We start from the raw sequence: 18,501 nt of genomic DNA, 5'->3' as shown, positions 1-18,501 counted from the left end.
GTGCAGGAGCGGCCGGTCCGGCGCTCCGGATGGCCGCGATGGGCGGCGCAGCCGCCCTCGGGCCGCGCCCCCTATTTACCCGGCATCTTAGATGCCTGAATCGGGCTGGCTTGCCGGCCATCGCGGCAATAGTCGCTCCTATGGGGACTCAGGCTCTCACTGGGTCGTGTGGCGCGAAATGACTGTAGGCAAACACATTTCAGACCGCGTCTGCGCCGACGTTCGTCATTCATGCCGGATCATGACCACAGATGCGCTAGCCTAGGGCCTCCTGCCGAGGAGGCTGCATGCCCGACACCACCCGCCACCTGCACCTGCCCAACGGCCTGCACGTTACCCTGCGCCACGCCCCACACCTGACCCGCGCCGCCGCAGCGGTAAGGGTGCGCGCCGGCAGCCACGACGCACCGCAGCGCTGGCCGGGACTCGCGCACTTTCTCGAGCATCTGCTGTTCCTCGGCACTGCGCGTTTCCCGCTCGACGACGGTTTGATGCGTTTCGTGCAAGGCGTGGGTGGGCAGGTCAATGCCAGTACCCGCGAGCGCACCACCGACTTCTTTTTTGAAGTGCCATGCCCGGCCTTCGCTGGAGCGCTGGAACGTCTGTGCCAGATGTTGGCCGAACCTGAGCTGGGCGCGGCGCGGCAGTTGGCCGAGCGCGAGGTGATTCATGCCGAGTTCATCGCCTGGTCACGCGATGCACAGGTGCAGCGGCAGTTGGCGGTGTTGCAGAGTGTCTCGCCAAGCCATCCGCTGCGCGGTTTTCATGCCGGCAACCGGTACACGCTGAATGTGCCATCGCCAGCTTTCCAGCAGGCCTTGCAGCACTTTCATCAGCAGTTCTATCGCGGCGCGCAGATGACCTTGAGCCTGTGCGGGCCGCAGTCGCTGGAAGCGCTTCAAGCGCTCGCTGAACGATGTGGCAGCCTGCTAGCGGCTGGCGCGGTGATCGCCCAAACGCCTGCGCCCCCGCTGTTTGCTCCATCGCAGCGCGTCCCCACACGCCTGGAAAGCGGCCTGCTGTTCGCCCACGAAGGGTTGCCCCCAGGGGCCGAACCGGCACTGGCCCTGCTGTTCCATTACCTGACCGATCCAGGCCCCGGTGGCTGGCTGGCCGAGATGCAGCGCCGCCAGTGGCTGCAGGGCGCCAAAGCACACAGCCTGTACGCGTTCGCCGGGCAGGCGCTGTGGCACCTGGAGTTCGAGGCCGCCGATTCCACCACGCCAGAGCCCCTGCAAGCCGCGTTGCTCGGTTGGTTCGCCTGGTTGCGGCAGGTACAAGTGACTGAACTCACCGCCCGGTTCAGCGCCGTGCAGCGGCGCAAAGGCTTGAGCGCCGGCGCGCTGCAATGGGCGCGTAGCGACAGCAGCGGTCAATCTTTCCAGGGGCTGGATGAGCAGGGCTTAGCGGTGCTCGACCAGGTCCTCGCCGAGCTGTCGGGCGCCAGACGCGCCCTCCCCCCCGCGCCAGCGCTGCTGGAGGCGCAGGCCGCACGCCCTGCCATGACCGATGGCCCTGCTGAGCACTGGCATGGGTCAGAGCCGGCACCGCAACTGCGCGGCCGTCTACTCACGAGGGTCCGTACACCGGGTGGTTCAGCCGACCCTTCACGCCTTTCAAAGCCCTCACCCCGCAGGCTCGCGCCCTCGCTCGGAGCCGCCGGCACGCCCAGCCATTCAGCGCACCCCGCGCGGCGACCCGAAGCACCGTTGCCGGGGCTCAAGCTGCCGCATCACGAGCACCCAGCATTCGGCGCCCCCACCGCCCCTTGGCAGCTGCCCGAGCCAGAACCCCTGCTGCTCGACAGCTTGCCGGAATCGACCGGGCTGGCACTGAACGATGCGCTGCACGTCGACCCCACCCTGCCCAGCCATCGTCAGTTCGCCTACGTGCGGCTGCGCTGGCGGCTGCCCTGCCCTCAGCCGGCGCTGGAATGGGCTCTCGGGGAGGCACTGGCGGCCTTGCAGGCCCGCGCGGAGCAAGCGGGCGTAACGCTGCGTTTCGACAGCATCGGCACCCTGTGGACCCTGCTGTGCAGCGGCCCACCGGCCGCCGTGATACGCGCCAGCCAGCTCGCCCTGTCACGGCTGCGCCAGCCGCCGAACAGCGCCTGGCAATCGCCACCTCAAGACAGGCCGGCGCTCATGCCGATCCGCGCCCTGCTCGAGCAGCTGCCACGTGCCGTGCAGGGTGACAACGTCGGGCCCGGCCGCACAGCGGCCGCCCTCGACCCACCTGCCCCAGGCGATGCTGCGCCCGCCAGCCAGGCAGCGCTCGCCACACTCTGGGCCGCAAGCCACTGGCACGGCCACGCCACCGGCTTCGACCCTGACGCCCTGGCGGCCCTGGCCGAAGCCATGCACGCCGTACCGGGCCAGCCCGCAACCAACATGGCGGCCTTGCCCATGCAAGCCCGACGCTGGTGCCCGCAGCTACGCCTCAGCGGCGAACACGCCGTGCTGCTGTTCTGCCCGGTCCGCCTCGATCGGCAGGCAGGCGCACGCCTGCTCGGCCATCTGCTGCAAGGCTCGGTCTACCAACGCCTGCGGGTCGAGTTGCAACTGGGCTATGCGGTGTTCAGCGCCTTCCGGCAGGTCGAGGGCATTGCCGGGCTGCTGTTCGGCGTGCAGTCACCGCATGCCGAGCCGCTGCAGATCCTCAGGCATCTGCGCGCCGTGCTGGCCCACGGGGCAACGCTCAGCGCTGCAGCGCAACACGCGTTGGCCGAGCAGTTCGACGAAGCCAACATGACCAACGACGACCTCGCCCACTACGCCTGGCAGTGCCATCTGGCGGGCGAACAGGCCGACCTGCAGGCTCTGCGCGCAGGCATCAGGCAGTCGAAGCAGGCCGACATCGACGCCTTGGTCAGCGACTTGCTGGCACCGGACGCAGCGTGGCTGTGCCTGGCGAACGGTTCGGTTGCAGGTACGGCGTGGCCGTGATCACACGCATTGTTACGCTGCCTGCAACAGCCCTTCTCGAAGAATTAACCATTTGGAACATACATTTCTTGTAGGATATTTCTCCTTGGCCCGTAGGAACCTTGAGTTCCGCCAGCCACCAAATGACTAGCAGCATCCCCTCAACCCCCTTCGCAAGGAGTACGCCCATGTGGACCAAACCTGCTTACACTGACCTGCGCATCGGCTTCGAAGTCACCATGTACTTCGCCAACCGCTGATCCGCTGTGCGGTTCGACGCCTCGGCCTGCCGGGGCGTTTTCGTTTTTTGCCTAGTGTCGTTGCCTAGCCTCTTTGTCTAGCTTCATTGCCTAGCTTCTTTGCCTAGAGAGTTGCCATGTATATCCAGATCCTCGGCTCCGCCGCCGGCGGTGGGTTCCCACAGTGGAACTGCAACTGCGTCAACTGCAAGGGTTACCGCGACGGCACGCTCAATGCCCAGGCGCGCACCCAGTCGTCCATCGCCCTTTCCGATGACGGCGAGCACTGGGTGCTGTGCAACGCCTCCCCCGATATCCGCGCCCAATTGCAGGCCTTCGCGCCCATGCAGCCGGCCCGCGCACTGCGCGACACCGGGATAGACGCCGTCGTCCTGCTCGACAGCCAGATCGACCACACCACCGGCCTGCTTAGCCTACGCGAAGGCTGCCCGCATGCGGTGTGGTGCACTGAAATGGTCCATCAGGACCTCTCCACCGGCTTCCCGCTGTTCACCATGCTCAGCCACTGGAACGGTGGCCTGGACTGGCACTGCATCGATCTGGACCAGCATTTCGTCATCCCCGCCTGCCCGAACCTGCGTTTTACCCCGTTCCCCCTACGCAGCGCCGCGCCGCCCTACTCGCCGCACCGCTTCGACCCGCACCCGGGTGACAACCTCGGCCTGCTGGTCGAAGACCTGCGTACCGGCGGCAAACTGTTCTACGCCCCAGGCCTGGGCCAGGTGGACGACGCGCTGCTGGAGATGATGCACGGTGCCGACTGCCTGCTGGTCGACGGCACGCTGTGGCAAGACGACGAGATGCAGCGCCGCGGCGTCGGCACCCGCACCGGCCGCGAAATGGGCCACCTGGCGCAGAACGGCCCTGGCGGCATGCTCGAAGTGCTCGAGGGTTTTGAACGCCAGCGCAAGGTGCTCATCCACATCAACAACACCAACCCGATCCTCGACGAAGACTCGCCCGAGCGCGCTGAAGTGCTGCGCCGCGGCGTCGAAGTGGCCTTCGACGGCATGAGCATCGAACTGTGAACGGCGCAGCCGGAGATTCCGTGAACCAACGTACGCCGATGTCGCCTGCCGAATTCGAGCAGGCCCTGCGCGCCAAGGGCGCCTACTACCACATCCATCACCCGTACCACGTGGCGATGTATGACGGCAGCGCCACCCGCGAGCAGATTCAGGGCTGGGTCGCCAATCGCTTCTACTACCAAGTCAACATCCCCCTGAAGGATGCCGCGATCCTGGCCAACTGCCCGGACCGCGAGGTGCGCCGCGAGTGGATTCAGCGTTTGCTCGACCACGACGGCGCGCCCGGTGAAGACGGCGGCATCGAAGCCTGGCTGCGCTTGGGCGAGGCCGTCGGGCTCGACCCCGACCAGCTGCGCTCGCAGGAACTGGTACTGCCCGGCGTGCGCTTCGCCGTGGATGCCTACGTCAACTTCGCCCGCCGCGCCAGTTGGCAGGAAGCGGCCAGCAGCTCGCTGACCGAGCTGTTTGCGCCGCAGATCCACCAGTCGCGCCTGGACAGCTGGCCGCAGCACTACCCCTGGATCGATCCGGCCGGCTACGCCTACTTCCGCACCCGTCTGGGCCAGGCCCGGCGCGATGTGGAGCATGGCCTGGCGATCACCTTGCAGCACTACACCACCTGGGAAGGCCAGCAACGCATGCTGGACATCCTGCAGTTCAAGCTGGACATCCTCTGGAGCATGCTCGATGCCATGAGCATGGCCTACACGCTGAACCGCCCGCCCTATCACTGCGTGACCCAGGACCGGGTCTGGCACAGAGGAATCACGTCATGAGCCTGGACCATCAGCTGATCCCGCGCTGGCGCCCGGGCTATCGTTTCCAGTATGAACCCGCCCAGAAGGGTCATGTGCTGCTGTACCCCGAGGGCATGATCAAGCTCAACGAGAGTGCCGCGCTGATCGGCGGGCTGATCGATGGCCAGCGCGATGTCGGCGCGATCATCACCCAGTTGCAGCAACAGTTCGCCGATGTCCCGCAAGTGGCCGAGGACATCGAACAATTCATGGAGGTGGCCCGTGCCGAACACTGGATCGTGCTTGCCTGAAGGGGCCGGCAAGGCTGAGATCGGCCTGCCTTTATGGCTGCTCGCCGAGCTGACCTACCGCTGCCCGCTGCAATGTCCGTACTGCTCCAACCCACTGGATTTCGCCCGCCAGGGCGAAGAGCTGAGCACGGCGCAGTGGTTCAAGGTCATGGCCCAGGCGCGGGAGATGGGCGCGGCGCAGATCGGTTTTTCCGGCGGCGAGCCGCTGGTGCGCCAAGACCTCGCCGAGCTGATCCGCGAGGCCCGGCGGTTGGGGTTCTACACCAACCTGATCACCTCTGGCATCGGGCTGACCGAAAGCAAGATCGCCGCCTTCAAGGACGCCGGCCTGGACCATATCCAGATCAGCTTCCAGGCCAGCGACGAGCAGGTGAACAACCTCCTGGCCGGTTCACGCAAGGCCTTCGCACAGAAGCTGGAGATGGCCCGTGCGGTCAAGGCCCATGGCTACCCGATGGTGCTCAACTTCGTCACCCACAAGCACAACATCGATCGCATCGACCGCATCATCGAGCTGTGCCTGGCCCTGGAAGCCGATTTCGTCGAGCTCGCCACCTGCCAGTTCTATGGCTGGGCCGAACTCAATCGCCTTGGCCTGCTGCCGACCCGTGCGCAACTGGAGCGTGCCGAGCGCATCACCAACCAATACCGCGAGCGACTCAAAGCCCAAGACCATCCGTGCAAGCTGATCTTCGTTACCCCGGATTACTACGAGGAACGCCCCAAGCCGTGCATGAACGGCTGGGGCAGCCTGTTCCTCACCGTCACCCCCGACGGCACGGCGCTGCCCTGCCATGGCGCGCGGCAGTTGCCGGTGCAGTTCCCCAACGTGCGCGAGCATGACCTGCAGCACATCTGGTATGACTCGTTCGGTTTCAACCGCTACCGCGGCTTCGACTGGATGCCCGAACCGTGCCGCAGCTGCGACGAAAAGGAGAAGGACTTCGGCGGCTGCCGCTGCCAGGCCTTCATGCTCACCGGTGACGCCAGCAAGGCAGACCCGGTGTGTGGCAAGTCACCAGACCACGGCATCATTCTCAAGGCCCGCGAAGAATCGGAGTACAGCGACGTGAGCATCGAGCAACTGACCTTCCGTAACGAGCGCAACTCGCGGGTGATCGCCCGTGGCTGAGCTGACCCTCGAATTGAGCGCCGCCGATGCGGTGGCTGCCGGGACCGACTTCGCCGACCTGAAATGCGGGCCGGTGGGGCTGGTGTGGAACGAGTTCCGCCCGGCCGATGGCGCCTGCCGGCTGTGGCATTGGCGCGAGCAGCAGGCGTACTGCCTGACCCCCGACGGTTTCAGCGTGCGCAGCCGCGTCTACGAATACGGCGGCGGCAGCTTCTGCCTGAGCGATGACGGCGTGCTGTTCGTCAATGAAGCCGACCAGCAGGTGTATCGACAGCCGCTGGACGGCACCACGCCGCAGCCACTGAGCCATGAGCCAGGCCGCCGCTATGGCGACCTGCACTGGCAGCACGGCGTGTTGCTGGCGGTCGAGGAAACCGCAGGCGAGCCCGTGGTGCATCGCCTGGTGAGCTGGGCAGAGGGGCAGCGCCAGGTACTGGTCGAGGGCGCCGACTTCTACGCGGCGCCCACGTTGCGCGCCGATGGCCAGCGCCTGGCCTGGATCGAGTGGGATCGTCCCGAACAACCCTGGACCCGTACGCGGCTGATGAGCCGAGAACGCAACGCCGATGGCACCTGGCAGCCTGCTACCTGCGTGGCTGGCGCCGCCGCGCAGCGTGAGCACACGGCGCAGTCGCTGCAGCAGCCGCGTTTCGATGCGGCGGGTCGGCTGCATGCATTGAGTGATGCCAATGGTTTCTGGCAACCCTGGGCAGAGATCGACGGCCAGTGGCAGCCGATGCCAGCGCTGGCCGCCGACCATGCCGGTGCACCTTGGCAGTTGGGCGCCTGCACCTGGTTGCCGCTGTCCGATGGCGGCTTCGTCGCCACCTGGTTCGATGCAGGCTTCGGACGCCTCGGTGTCCAGCACCCTGAACGACCGCTCAGGCAACTCGCCCCTGGCTACAGCCGCTTGCGCTGCCTGGCGGCTGACGAGCAGTGCTTCTACGCGGTCGCCGCTTCGCCGACGCAACTGCCGGCAGTGCTCAGCATCGATCGTGAGGACGGAGCAGTCCGCGTGCTGGCCGGTGGCGCCAGCCTGTTGGCAGCCGAGCAGGTCAGCCAACCGCAGGCGATCAGCTATCCCAGCGGCGGCGCCACGGCCCACGGCTTTTTCTATGGCGCCCGCAACGTCCAGGGCGCCTCGCCGCTGGTGGTGTTCATCCACGGTGGCCCGACCTCAGCGTGCCACCCGGTGCTCGACCCGCGCATCCAGTACTGGACCCAGCGCGGCTTTGCCGTGGCGGACCTGAACTATCGCGGCAGCACCGGCTATGGGCGCGCCTATCGTCAGGCGCTGCACCTGCAATGGGGCGTCAGTGATGTCGAGGATGCCTGCGCTGCGGTGGCACACCTGGCCGGGCGGGGGCTCATCGACCCGCAACAGGCTTTCATCCGTGGCGGCAGCGCAGGCGGTTACACCACCTTGTGCGCCTTGGCCTTCCAGGCGGTTTTCCGCGCCGGTGCCAGCCTGTACGGCGTCAGCGATCCCATTGCCCTGGCCCGCGCGACACACAAGTTCGAAGGGGATTACCTGGACTGGCTGATCGGCCATCCCGAGCGCGATGCCGAACGCTACCGCCAGCGCACACCGCTGTTGCACGCGGCCAACATCAAGGTGCCGGTGATCTTCTTCCAGGGTGAACTGGACGCGGTGGTGGTGCCAGAGCAGACCCGCAGCATGCTGACGGCGCTGCAAGCCAACGGCATCGCGGCCGAGGGGCATTTCTACGCCGGCGAGCGACACGGATTCCGACAGGCCCGGCACCTCGCCCATGCGCTGGAAGAGGAATGGAAGTTCTATTGCCGGGTGCTGGCGGGGTAGCCACTGGCGGGGTATGTCAGGGGCGCGCGGCGCCCCCTGCTCAACGCTTGGCGATGATGTACACGGCGTGGATGATGCCTGGGATATAGCCCAGCAGGGTCAGCAGGATGTTCAGCCAGAACGCGCCGGCGAAGCCGACTTGCAGGAACACGCCCAGTGGCGGCAGGAGGATGGCGATGATGATGCGGATAAAGTCCATGAGAAGCGCTCCGTTGGGGGGTTCAACACAGACTGGCGCGCTGGCGCAGAGGTTCAACGAGGCGCCGCAGATAACGCCCCGCAGTAACCACCGAGGCGAGGAGCCAAATCCCGCGCACAGAGAAAACCCCGCACTAGGCGGGGCTTTCAGACTGTTTCCCTGACATCCATATCGTTCCACCATCCTGGTGGAAAATCCTGCGTAGTCCCTGTTCTGTCCTTTGCGCTTCCTGCGCTACGTCCATGGGTTAAAGATTACTCGCGGAACCTTTCTGAGAGAAGTGGCGAATAGTCACCACGCTCTGTAGGAAAAGACTTACAAGCATCAGCCATTCCTATTCATGTACAGGCTTGCGCCGCGCTCAGAACTGCTCGGCATCGAGCAGAAAAAGCGACTCACTGCCCGCTTTCACCGAGGCGATCAGCGAATCCAGCCGCGGGAGCAGGCGGGCGAAGTAGAAGCGCGCGGTGCCCAACTTGGCCGTGTAGAACGCCTCATCGCCGCTCGCCTGCTGCGCCGCACCTGCCATGCGCGCCCACATGTAGGCGTACGCCACGTAGCCGAAGGCATGCAGGTATTCCACCGACGCCGCGCCGATCTCGTTGGGGTCGTGCTTGGCCTGCTCCAGTACCCAAGCGGTCAATGCATCGAGCCGGTGCAGCGCATCGCTCAGCGGCTGGGTGAACTCGCTCAGCTCGGCACTGTTCTGGTCGATGAACGCATGGACTTCATCCGAGAACACGCGATAGAACGCACCGCCGCTACCGACCACCTTGCGGCCCATCAGGTCCAACGCCTGGATGCCGTTGGTGCCTTCGTAGATCTGCGTGATGCGCACATCGCGCACCAGTTGCTCCTGGCCCCACTCACGAATGTAGCCATGGCCGCCGAACACCTGCTGGCCATGCACCGTGCACTCCAGGCCCAGGTCGGTGAGAAACGCCTTGGCCACGGGGGTGAGCAGTGCCACCAGCGCTTCGCTGCGTTTGACCGTATCGGCATCCTGGCTGTATTTGGCGCTGTCGAGCTGCATGGCCACATAGGTGGAGAACGCGCGGCCACCTTCGATCGTGGCTTTCATGGTCAGCAGCATGCGCCGCACGTCGGGGTGCACGATGATCGGGTCGGCCAGCGAGTCCTTGGCCTTGGCGCCGGTTGGCGAGCGGCTTTGCAGACGATCGCGGGCGTAGTCCACGGCGTTCTGATAAGAGCGCTCGGCCGAGGCCAGGCCCTGGATACCGACGCCCAAGCGTTCGTAGTTCATCATGGTGAACATGGCAGCCAGGCCCTTGTTGGCCTCGCCCACCAGGTAACCGACCGCGCCGTCGAAGTTCATCACGCACGTGGCCGAGGCCTGGATGCCCATCTTGTGTTCGATCGAGCCGCAGCTCACCGCATTGCGTTCGCCCAGGCTGCCGTCGGCGTTGACCATGATCTTGGGCACCAGCAGCAGCGAGATGCCTTTGGGCCCGGCGGGCGCGTCGGGGAGCTTGGCCAGCACCAGGTGGATGATGTTTTCGGTGAGGTCATGCTCGCCGCCGGTGATGAAGATCTTCGTGCCGCTGACCTTGTAGCTGCCATCGGCCTGGGGCTCGGCACGGGTGCGGATCAGGCCCAGATCGGTGCCGGCGTGGGCTTCGGTCAGGCACATCGAACCGGACCACACGCCCGCATACATATTAGGCAGGTAGGCCTGTTTCAGCGCTTCGCTGGCGTGAGCATTGATCGACAGGCAGGCGCCGGCGGTCAGCATCGGGTACAGCCCGAACGACAAGCTGGCAGCGTTGACCATTTCCTCGACCTGCGCCGAGATCGCCTTGGGCATGCCCATGCCGCCGTAAGCAGGATCGCCGCCGACCCCCACCCAACCGCCTTCGGCGTAGGTGCTGTAGGCCTCGATGAAACCGGCCGGGGTGCGCACGGCGCCGTCGCTCCAGTGGCAGCCTTCTTCATCGGCCGCGCGGCTCAGCGGGGCGATGCTGCGCCCTGCCACCTTGCCGGCTTCTTCCAGCACGGCCAGCGCGGTCTGGGCATCGACCAGCTCGGCCAGCGCCGGCAATTCGGCCCATTGCTCAGCGACGCGGAACACGTCGTTGAGGACGAACTGCATGTCTCGCAGGGGCGCTTTGTAGTCAGCCATGACAACCTCTCGCAGTAGAGAACGCAGCGGCGCGCGGGCCGTTGCGGGGGAATGGATTTCAGTCTAACTCAAGAAAAATTCGACCGTTCAGGACTAAAACAGACTGCATAGGCATATCGAGTCATGCTTGCCGTACGGCCAAAAAAACGCCTGCCACGGAGGCAGGCGTCTTCAGGCAGCGCAACGGTCGCTTAGATCGACAGGCCGAAGGCCTCTTCGTCCATCGCCATCAGGTTGCCAGCGCCCGACAGCATGGTGGCGACATGGGTACGGGTGCGCGGCAGGATGCGCTGGAAGTAGAAGCGCGCGGTCTGCAGCTTGGCGGTGTAGAAGGCTTCTTCGCTGGTGCCGGCAGCCAGTTTCTCGGCGGCCAGGCGGGCGATGTCGGCCCAGAAGTAGGCCAGGCACGCGTAGCCGGAGTACATCACGTAGTCGACCGATGCAGCGCCGACTTCCTCGCGGTCCTTCATGGCGGCCATGCCGATCTTCATCGTCACTTCACCCCACTCCTTGTTCAGCGCGGCCAGCGGTTCGACGAACTCCTTGATGGCTTCGTTACCTTCCTGGGCTTGGCAGAACTTGTGCACGATGCGGGTGAAGCCTTTGAGCGCCTCGCCCTGGGTCATCAGTACCTTGCGCCCGAGCAGGTCGAGTGCCTGGATGCCGGTGGTGCCCTCGTAGAGCATCGAGATGCGGCTGTCGCGCACGTTCTGCTCCATGCCCCATTCGGCGATGAAGCCGTGGCCGCCGTAGATCTGCACGCCGTGGTTGGCAGCCTCGAAGCCGACTTCGGTCATGAAGGCCTTGGCGATCGGCGTCATGAAGGCCAGCAGGGCGTCGGCCTTTTTACGGGCGTCTTCGTCTTCGCTGTACTTGAGGATGTCGACCTGCTTGGCGGTGAAGTAGACCATCGCGCGGGTGCCTTCGGAGAAGGCTTTCATGGTCAGCAGCATGCGCCGCACGTCCGGGTGGACGATGATCGGGTCAGCGGCTTTCTCAGGCGCTTTCGGGCCGGTCAGGGCGCGCATCTGCAAGCGATCACGGGCATATTTCAGGCCACCCTGGAACGCCACTTCGGCATGCGCCAGGCCTTGCAGCGCCGTGCCCAGGCGAGCGGTGTTCATGAAGGTGAACATGCAGTTCAGGCCTTTGTTGGCGGGGCCGATCAGGAAGCCGGTAGCGCCGTCGAAGTTCATCACGCAGGTGGCGTTGCCGTGGATGCCCATCTTGTGCTCGAGCGAGCCGCACTGCACCGCGTTGCGCTCACCCACGCCGCCTTCGGCGTTGGGCAGGTACTTGGGCACGATGAACAGCGAAATGCCTTTGGTGCCGGCCGGTGCATCGGGCAGGCGCGCGAGCACGATGTGCACGATGTTCTCGGCCATGTCGTGCTCACCGGCAGAGATGAAGATCTTGGTGCCGGAAATCTTGTAGCTGCCATCGGCCTGCGGTTCGGCCTTGGTGCGCAGCATGCCTAAGTCAGTGCCGCAGTGGGCTTCGGTCAGGCACATGGTGCCGGTCCATTCGCCGGTCACCAGCTTGCTCAGGTAGGTGTGCTGCTGCGCTTCGGTGCCGTGCGCCGAAAGGGTGTTCATGGCGCCGTGGGACAGGCCGGGGTACATGCCCCAGGACCAGTTGGCCTCACCGACCATTTCGCTGACCGCCAGGCCCAACGACTCCGGCAGGCCTTGGCCACCGTGTTGCACATCATGGGCCAGGCTCGGCCAGCCGCCTTCGACGAACTGCTGATAAGCCTGTTTGAAACCGGTCGGGGTTTTCACACCCGACTCGCTCCAGGTGCAGCCTTCCTGATCGCCCACCCGGTTCAACGGTGCCAGTACCTGCTCGCAGAACTTGGCGCCCTCTTCGAGGATCGCGTCGACCATGTCCGGCGTGGCGTCCTGGCAGCCGGGCAGGCTTTGGTAGTGCGCCTCGTAACCCAGCAGTTCGTCGCGGACGAAGCGGATATCACGCAAGGGGGCTTTGTACTCAGGCATGGCGATCAACCTCTAGTTATGCGTTCGGCACCGAAGAACGCCGGATGGCCTTCGGTCAAACAAGTGTTTGAAACTTACGTTTAGAGGGAAACGTTGTCAAGGTGGCACGATGGTGCCATTTATGCCGCGAACGAGGGCATTTTGGCCAGTACCGGGCACAAGCCGATCGCCGGCACAGTCCGGCTCATCGGGTGGGCTGGGGTATCGGCTGGGTGCGTGCGCAGTGGGGCGAGGCTTACGCCCAGGTATCGATGATGCGACCGAGCATTTCGTCGGATGCCTTGGCCACTTTGGCACCGAGTTCGACCTGATGGGCGGCCAGTGCCTGCTCGACCGACGCGGTGGCGAGGTCCATCTGCTGGCTGCGGTCAACGCTGCGCAGGCGCTCGGCCTGATAGTCGCTGGACTGGCTGGTGGCCGAGCGTTCGGCGCTGAGGTTGGCGACCTGGCTGGCAGCCTGGTCGAAGCGATTCTGGCCTGCCTGAATAGCGCCCAGACCTGCATAGAATGCGGAATTGCCGGTGATTTGCATGTCGGGACTCCACGACACGGGCGGGATGGATAGCAGCCATTAAAGCAGCGCACCGGAAAAAATGCCCGTCCAAGCGACTAATGGCTCAGTGCCACATCCTGGGCCGGGCCGTCTCTCGTTCAGCCCTGCAGCAACCTGTCCAGATGAAGGTAGCGGGCCACGGCCGCTGCGCTAGCCTGCTCAAGCGTGGGCACCTGCCCCAGGCACGGCGCGCTCAGGCGCTCGGCAAGGCTCGCCAGGTTTTCCTGCAGACGCGATGTCTGCGGGTCGATCACATTGGCCACCCACCCCGCCAACTGCAAACCGTCCCGGGCAATCGCTTCAGCGCTCAACAGCGCATGGTTGATACAGCCCAGGCGCACGCCCACCACCAGGATCACCGGCAGTTGCAGGGCCAGCGCCAGATCAGACAGGCTGGCCTGCCCCGACAACGGCACGCGCCAGCCACCTGCGCCCTCGACCAAGGTGAAGTCTGCGCCCTGCGCGAGCACCTCAGCCATGGCTGCAGCCAGGGTACCGACTTGCAACGCGACCCCCGCTTCACGCGCGGCCAGGTGCGGCGCAATGGCCGGCTCGAAGGCAAACGGATTGACCTGTTCGTAAGGCAGTTTCAGCGTGCTGTGTTCGATCAGCGCCATGGCATCGGAATTACGCAGCCCTGCCGCCGTGAGCACGCAACCGGAGGCCACCGGCTTGGCCCCCAGGGTGCTCAGGCCACGGCCGGCAGCGGCGTGCAGCAAGCCCGCCGCCACGGTGGTTTTACCGACATCGGTATCGGTGCCGGCGATGAAATACGCGTGGTTCATGTCAGTGTCCGCTGGGGTCGGGCTTGCGCAGCACGCCATAGACCACCTGGTAGGTCGCCGGCAGGCCCTGTGGCTCGCGATAGTGTTCGTAGGCCTGCAACAGGCCGTGCATCCTGGCCCGCCCGGTCAGGCCCGTGGGCCGGCCAGGGTTGAGGTTGTGGGCGCCCAAGGCTTTGAGTTCATGGGTCAGGTCACGCACCTGGGCATAGTGCAAAACGTGAGCCTGGCGTTGCAGGGCAAGCACCTCCAGGTCGCTGGCAGCGGTCAGCCGCTGATAGTCCTCGAACAACCGAAAGCGGTTGACGTGCACGCCCCCATCGACCGCTTGCCAACTGGCGCGCAGCTCTTCCAGGGTGCCGACGCACAGGCTGCTGAATGCCAGCACACCGCCCGGGCGCAGTACCCGCGCGGCTTCGCTCAGCACGCTGGAAAACTGGCTGCACCACTGCACTGCAAGGCTGCTGAACACCAGGTCCACGCAGCCATCGCGCAGCGGCAGACGCTCGGCGTCACCGGCAACATGCTGGCGCGCGCCGCCCAGCGCCCGGGCGTGCTGCAGCATGCCCTCGGCCAGGTCCAGCGCGATGCCGCTGCTGAGCGGATAACGCTCGGCCAATGCCCGGCTGAAATAGCCTGTACCGCTGCCAAGGTCGAGCCAGCTGGACGCCGTCATGCCGCCGGGCAAGCGCTCGAGCAGGTTCAGCCCCACCGCCCGCTGCAGGGCCGCGACGCTGTCATAGCTAGCCGCCGCGCGGGAAAACGAGGCCGCCACCTGGCGCTTGTCTGGCAACGCGCCGGGCAGGCCCGGCTGGGATAGATCAGTCATCACCACTCTCATGCAGAAAACGCTTGATGCCCTCGGCCAGTGCCTCTGGATACTCCAGCAGGAAGGCATGGGAACTCTCTTCCACCAGGCCCACTTCGACATCCGGCAGCAGCTCGCTGAGCGCCTTGGCCGCCTCGCCCGGAACCAGCACATCACTGGCGGCGAACAGGTGCAGTTGCGGCCCGCTGTAGGCCTGCAACGCCAGTCGCGTGTCGAGCTGGCCCAGCACGTGCAAGCCATTGGCCAGGTACAGCGGGTCGGTGTCAGGCACCCCAATGCCCAGTTGCCGCAACAAGGTGCGCGGCTGCAGGGCGCCTTCGCTGCACAACGAGCGAAAACGCTTGAGGGTCACGTGATGGTGGTGCTCGCAGCCGTCGAGAAAAGTGCCGAAGGTGTCGGGCGCCATGCCATGGCGCCAGTCGCCGCGGGCGACGAAACTGGGATTGCTGGCCAGGGTCAGCAGTCCGCAGCAGTGGTCGCCGCGCCGCGCCGCCAGCACGCTGGCGAGCATGCCCCCCAGCGACCAACCGCCGAGCCATACGTCCTTGGGCAGGCGTTTGTCGAGGTGGTCGATCCAGGCGTCGGGCTCGCGCTCGGCCAACTCCGGCAAAGGCATCAGCTCGACCTGCAAGCGTGGGTCCTGCCCACGCAAGCTCGCCGCAAGCGGCTCCAGAGCGGCGGTACCCAGCCCCCAGCCCGGCAGCAGTATCAGTCGGTTACGCATCGGCAGTCTCCAACGTGGGATAGCACTCGGCCAACACGTTCAACAATAGCTGCACCTGCGCCTGGCTGTGCGCCGCGCTGAGGGTGACGCGCAAGCGGGCACTGCCTGCCGGCACCGTAGGCGGGCGGATGGCCGTCACCAGCACGCCGCGCTCGCGCAAACGCCGCGACAGCTCGAGCGCTCGCGCGCTGTCGCCGATGAGGATGGGCTGGATCGGTGTCTGGCTGTCCATCAGCGCCAGGCCGATGGCCTGGGCGCCCGCGCGGAACTGCGCGATCAACGCGGCCAGGTGCTCGCGGCGCCAAGTGTCGCGGCGCAGCAGCTCCAGGCTCTTGAGCGTGGCGCAGGCCAGCGCCGGCGGCTGGCTGGTCGTATAAATATAGGGCCGGGCGAACTGCACCAGCGTTTCGATCAGCTCCTCACTGCCGGCGACGAACGCCCCGGCCGTGCCGCAGGCTTTGCCCAGGGTGCCGATCAATACCGGCACCTGATCAACGCCCAGCCCGAACTGCTCCACCACTCCCCCGCCCTGCGCGCCGAGGGTGCCCAGGCCATGCGCATCGTCGACCATCAGCCAGGCGCCACGGGCCTTGGCCACCGCGGCCAGGGCCGGCAAATCGGCAATGTCGCCATCCATGCTGAACACGCCGTCGGTGACCACCAGGGCATCACCCACGGCCTTGTCCAGCCGGCTGGCCAGGCTCGCCGGGTCGTTGTGCCGATAACGGCTGAAGCGCGCGCCGCTGAGCCGGCCGCCATCGAGCAAGGAGGCATGGTTGAGGCGGTCCTCAAGCACGCTGTCGCCCTGCCCGACCAGCGCCGTGATGGCGGCCAGGTTGGCCATGTAGCCAGTGGAAAACAGCAGCGCCCGTGGCCGGCCGGTAAGCTCGGCCAGGGCTTGTTCCAGCGCGTGGTGCGGGGTGCTGTGGCCGATCACCAGATGCGAGGCTCCGCCGCCCACGCCCCATTGCTCGGCACCTGCGCACCAGGCGGCAATCACCTCAGGGTGATTGGCCAGGCCCAGGTAGTCGTTGTTGCAGAAGGCCAGCAGCGGTTGGCCATCGACCACCACGTGCGGGCCTTGCGGACTCTCAAGCAGGGGGCGCTGACGATAGAGGTCCGCGGCGCGCCGTTCGGCCAGGCGCGCCGTGAGGTCGAACGCCATGCTCAGGCCGACGCTGCGTCGTAGAACAGGTCGCTGCTGCGCTGCTCGACCAGGGCCTGTTCGATGGCGGCCTGATGCACTTCATCGGCATGCTCTTGGCGGGCTTCGGGCTTGATGCCGAGGCGGGCGAACAGCTGCATGTCCTTGTCGGCCTGCGGGTTGGCGGTGGTCAGCAGCTTTTCGCCGTAGAAGATCGAGTTGGCACCGGCCATGAAGGCCAGCGCCTGCATCTGCTCGTTCATCTGCTCACGGCCAGCCGACAGCCGCACGTGCGACTGGGGCATCAGCAAGCGGGCCACGGCAAGCATGCGGATGAAGTCGAACGGGTCGACGTCTTCTTCTTCCGCCAGGGGCGTACCCGCGACTTTCACCAGCATGTTGATCGGCACCGATTCGGGGTGCTCGGGCAGGTTGGCCAACTGGATCAGCAGGTTCGCACGGTCGTCGAGCGACTCACCCATGCCCAGGATGCCGCCGGAGCAGATCTTCATGCCGGCATCGCGCACGTAGGCCAGGGTCTCCAGACGCTCGCCGTAGGTGCGCGTGGTGATGATGCTGGCGTAGAACTCAGGCGAGGTGTCGAGGTTGTGGTTGTAGTAGTCCAGCCCGGCCTGGGCCAGCGCAGCGGTCTGGTCCTGGTCGAGTTTGCCGAGGGTCATGCAGGTTTCCAGGCCCATGGCCTTGACCCCTTTGACCATCTCCAGCACGTAGGGCATGTCCTTGGCCGACGGGTGCTTCCACGCCGCGCCCATGCAGAACCGCGTCGAGCCGATGGCTTTGGCGCGGGCGGCTTCTTCAAGCACCTTTTGCACTTCCATCAACTTCTGTTTTTCCAGGCCGGTGTTGTAGTGGCCGGACTGCGGGCAGTACTTGCAGTCTTCCGGGCAGGCGCCGGTCTTGATCGACAGCAGCGTGGAGACCTGCACCTGGTTAGGGTCGAAATGCGCGCGGTGCACGGTCTGCGCCTGGAACAACAGGTCATTGAACGGTTGCTGGAACAGCGCCTTGACCTCAGCCAGGGACCAGTCGTGACGGGTTGTTGCAGTTGTGCTCGCGCTCATCGGCGTTTCCTTGTCTAGGGTGTTGCTGGCGCCGGGACAGGTTCGCCCTGCGGCGCCTCACGGATAGCCCGCATACTCATGGATGACCTATGAACTGTCAACTCACGCTCAAGATACTGGTCGACAAGTGGTTAAATAGTAACCACATCTGCCAGTTGTGCCTGAATCCCGCCCTGCAGCACTACCCGTTGTGCCATGGCTGCGAAACCGAGCTGCCCTGGTTGATCAATGCCTGCAGCCATTGCGCGTTGCCATTGCCTGGCCCGGGCCTGACCTGCACCCGCTGCACCTACGCGCCAGCCCCGTTCGATGCGGTGATCGCGCCCTGGCAATACCGCTTCCCCATCGACACGCTGGTCAGCCGCTTCAAGCACCGGCGCCAGTGGCCGCTGGGCCGGTTGATGGTCGACGCACTCGCCCAGGCGCTCACCCACCGCTATGGCGACGGGCTGCCACGTCCGGACCTGCTGCTGCCCGTGCCGATGGCCAGGCGCCGTCTGCGCCAACGCGGCTTCAACCAGGCCGGCCTGCTCGGCCGCTGGCTGTCGCAGCAGCTGCAGGTGCCCTACAGCGAGCGCTGGTTGCTGCGCTCACGCGACACCGCCGCGCAACAGACCCTCGATGCCCGCGCCCGGCAGCGCAACCTGCGCAACGCCTTCACCCTGGCACCGTGCGCAGCGCCTGCCGGCAGGCACCTGGCGCTGATCGACGATGTGTTCACCACCGGTGCCACCGCGCAGGCGCTGGCCGCGTTGCTGCGTGCGGCGGGTGCGGTGCGGGTCGACGTCTACTGCCTGGCACGCACGCCCCGCCCGGCCCCGGCTTGACTTGCCCACA

17 protein-coding genes are annotated in these 18,501 nt (G+C 65.8%); 8 read left to right on the top strand and 9 right to left on the bottom strand.

Annotated elements, in window-relative coordinates; translation table 11 throughout:
• Window positions 1-287 precede the first annotated feature (287 nt).
• From pqqF to SJI00_RS15205, 7 genes are all read left to right on the top strand, one after another.
• Window positions 288-2,945, top strand: coding sequence for a pyrroloquinoline quinone biosynthesis protein PqqF (pqqF, locus tag SJI00_RS15235; protein ID WP_322462535.1), 2,658 nt, complete (start codon window positions 288-290; stop codon window positions 2,943-2,945).
• 167 nt (window positions 2,946-3,112) lie between these two features.
• The gene (pqqA, locus tag SJI00_RS15230; RefSeq protein ID WP_003243383.1) at window positions 3,113-3,184 is read left to right on the top strand and encodes a pyrroloquinoline quinone precursor peptide PqqA; all 72 of its coding nucleotides are present in this window, start codon (window positions 3,113-3,115) and stop codon (window positions 3,182-3,184) included.
• A gap of 116 nt (window positions 3,185-3,300) precedes the next feature.
• Complete coding sequence (gene pqqB / locus SJI00_RS15225) at window positions 3,301-4,212, top strand: pyrroloquinoline quinone biosynthesis protein PqqB (RefSeq protein WP_322462534.1); 912 nt, start codon at window positions 3,301-3,303, stop codon at window positions 4,210-4,212.
• 38 nt (window positions 4,213-4,250) lie between these two features.
• Window positions 4,251-4,988 carry a pyrroloquinoline-quinone synthase PqqC gene (gene pqqC, locus SJI00_RS15220; protein ID WP_322462640.1) on the top strand — a complete coding sequence of 246 codons (738 nt, stop codon included), beginning with the start codon at window positions 4,251-4,253 and terminating at the stop codon, window positions 4,986-4,988.
• Window positions 4,985-5,260: a pyrroloquinoline quinone biosynthesis peptide chaperone PqqD gene (pqqD, locus tag SJI00_RS15215; RefSeq protein WP_322462533.1), complete on the top strand. Its 276-nt coding sequence runs from the start codon at window positions 4,985-4,987 to the stop codon at window positions 5,258-5,260. The genes pqqC and pqqD overlap by 4 nt, the downstream gene beginning before the upstream one ends.
• Window positions 5,232-6,392 (top strand): pyrroloquinoline quinone biosynthesis protein PqqE, encoded by a 1,161-nt coding sequence (gene pqqE / locus SJI00_RS15210; RefSeq protein WP_416221049.1) that lies wholly within the window; start codon window positions 5,232-5,234, stop codon window positions 6,390-6,392. The genes pqqD and pqqE overlap by 29 nt, the downstream gene beginning before the upstream one ends.
• On the top strand, window positions 6,385-8,214 hold the full coding sequence (locus SJI00_RS15205) for a S9 family peptidase (RefSeq protein WP_322462532.1): 1,830 nt from the start codon (window positions 6,385-6,387) through the stop codon (window positions 8,212-8,214). The genes pqqE and SJI00_RS15205 overlap by 8 nt, the downstream gene beginning before the upstream one ends.
• A gap of 40 nt (window positions 8,215-8,254) precedes the next feature.
• Here the strand turns inward: SJI00_RS15205 and SJI00_RS15200 are convergent, their stop codons facing one another.
• The 9 genes from SJI00_RS15200 to bioB form a co-directional block, all read right to left on the bottom strand.
• Entirely contained in the window at window positions 8,255-8,413 is a 159-nt protein-coding gene (locus SJI00_RS15200; RefSeq protein WP_101322414.1) for a YqaE/Pmp3 family membrane protein, read from the bottom strand.
• 361 nt (window positions 8,414-8,774) lie between these two features.
• Window positions 8,775-10,553 carry an acyl-CoA dehydrogenase C-terminal domain-containing protein gene (locus tag SJI00_RS15195; RefSeq protein WP_322462531.1) on the bottom strand — a complete coding sequence of 593 codons (1,779 nt, stop codon included), beginning with the start codon at window positions 10,551-10,553 and terminating at the stop codon, window positions 8,775-8,777.
• 191 nt (window positions 10,554-10,744) lie between these two features.
• A complete protein-coding gene (locus tag SJI00_RS15190; protein ID WP_322462530.1) occupies window positions 10,745-12,550 on the bottom strand; it encodes a phenylacyl-CoA dehydrogenase in 1,806 nt (601 codons plus the stop codon).
• Window positions 12,551-12,785: 235 nt separating this feature from the next.
• Window positions 12,786-13,082 carry a pyrroloquinoline quinone biosynthesis protein PqqE gene (locus tag SJI00_RS15185; protein WP_322462529.1) on the bottom strand — a complete coding sequence of 99 codons (297 nt, stop codon included), beginning with the start codon at window positions 13,080-13,082 and terminating at the stop codon, window positions 12,786-12,788.
• 119 nt (window positions 13,083-13,201) lie between these two features.
• Complete coding sequence (bioD, locus tag SJI00_RS15180) at window positions 13,202-13,888, bottom strand: dethiobiotin synthase (protein ID WP_322462528.1); 687 nt, start codon at window positions 13,886-13,888, stop codon at window positions 13,202-13,204.
• A 1-nt stretch (window position 13,889) separates the two neighbouring features.
• Window positions 13,890-14,714 carry a malonyl-ACP O-methyltransferase BioC gene (gene bioC, locus SJI00_RS15175; protein WP_322462527.1) on the bottom strand — a complete coding sequence of 275 codons (825 nt, stop codon included), beginning with the start codon at window positions 14,712-14,714 and terminating at the stop codon, window positions 13,890-13,892.
• Window positions 14,707-15,438, bottom strand: coding sequence for an alpha/beta fold hydrolase (locus SJI00_RS15170; RefSeq protein ID WP_322462526.1), 732 nt, complete (start codon window positions 15,436-15,438; stop codon window positions 14,707-14,709). Before SJI00_RS15170 ends, bioC begins: the two co-directional genes overlap by 8 nt.
• On the bottom strand, window positions 15,431-16,603 hold the full coding sequence (bioF, locus tag SJI00_RS15165) for an 8-amino-7-oxononanoate synthase (RefSeq protein ID WP_322462525.1): 1,173 nt from the start codon (window positions 16,601-16,603) through the stop codon (window positions 15,431-15,433). The genes SJI00_RS15170 and bioF overlap by 8 nt, the downstream gene beginning before the upstream one ends.
• A gap of 2 nt (window positions 16,604-16,605) precedes the next feature.
• Window positions 16,606-17,664 (bottom strand): biotin synthase BioB, encoded by a 1,059-nt coding sequence (bioB, locus tag SJI00_RS15160; RefSeq protein ID WP_322462524.1) that lies wholly within the window; start codon window positions 17,662-17,664, stop codon window positions 16,606-16,608.
• Between the two features lie 89 nt (window positions 17,665-17,753).
• On the opposite strand from bioB, the gene SJI00_RS15155 reads away from it, so the two are divergent.
• A complete protein-coding gene (locus SJI00_RS15155; protein WP_322462523.1) occupies window positions 17,754-18,491 on the top strand; it encodes a ComF family protein in 738 nt (245 codons plus the stop codon).
• Window positions 18,492-18,501 lie beyond the last annotated feature (10 nt).

Source organism: Pseudomonas gebzensis (assembly GCF_034427815.1).
GTDB lineage: Bacteria > Pseudomonadota > Gammaproteobacteria > Pseudomonadales > Pseudomonadaceae > Aquipseudomonas.
Note: the sequence above shows the minus strand (reverse complement) of the source record. Positions and strands in the feature narration are given on the sequence as shown.

Bases quoted from the DNA above. Each gene is read 5' to 3' on its own strand.
- pqqF (WP_322462535.1), top strand. From the start codon at position 288: ATGCCCGACACCACCCGCCACCTGCACCTGCCCAACGGCCTGCACGTT.
- pqqB (WP_322462534.1), top strand. From the start codon at position 3,301: ATGTATATCCAGATCCTCGGCTCCGCCGCCGGCGGTGGGTTCCCACAG.
- pqqC (WP_322462640.1), top strand. From the start codon at position 4,251: ATGTCGCCTGCCGAATTCGAGCAGGCCCTGCGCGCCAAGGGCGCCTAC.
- pqqD (WP_322462533.1), top strand. From the start codon at position 4,985: ATGAGCCTGGACCATCAGCTGATCCCGCGCTGGCGCCCGGGCTATCGT.
- SJI00_RS15200 (WP_101322414.1), bottom strand. From the start codon at position 8,413: ATGGACTTTATCCGCATCATCATCGCCATCCTCCTGCCGCCACTGGGC.
- SJI00_RS15195 (WP_322462531.1), bottom strand. From the start codon at position 10,553: ATGGCTGACTACAAAGCGCCCCTGCGAGACATGCAGTTCGTCCTCAAC.
- SJI00_RS15190 (WP_322462530.1), bottom strand. From the start codon at position 12,550: ATGCCTGAGTACAAAGCCCCCTTGCGTGATATCCGCTTCGTCCGCGAC.
- SJI00_RS15185 (WP_322462529.1), bottom strand. From the start codon at position 13,082: ATGCAAATCACCGGCAATTCCGCATTCTATGCAGGTCTGGGCGCTATT.
- bioD (WP_322462528.1), bottom strand. From the start codon at position 13,888: ATGAACCACGCGTATTTCATCGCCGGCACCGATACCGATGTCGGTAAA.
- bioC (WP_322462527.1), bottom strand. From the start codon at position 14,714: ATGACTGATCTATCCCAGCCGGGCCTGCCCGGCGCGTTGCCAGACAAG.
- SJI00_RS15170 (WP_322462526.1), bottom strand. From the start codon at position 15,438: ATGCGTAACCGACTGATACTGCTGCCGGGCTGGGGGCTGGGTACCGCC.
- bioF (WP_322462525.1), bottom strand. From the start codon at position 16,603: ATGGCGTTCGACCTCACGGCGCGCCTGGCCGAACGGCGCGCCGCGGAC.
- bioB (WP_322462524.1), bottom strand. From the start codon at position 17,664: ATGAGCGCGAGCACAACTGCAACAACCCGTCACGACTGGTCCCTGGCT.
- SJI00_RS15155 (WP_322462523.1), top strand. From the start codon at position 17,754: ATGAACTGTCAACTCACGCTCAAGATACTGGTCGACAAGTGGTTAAAT.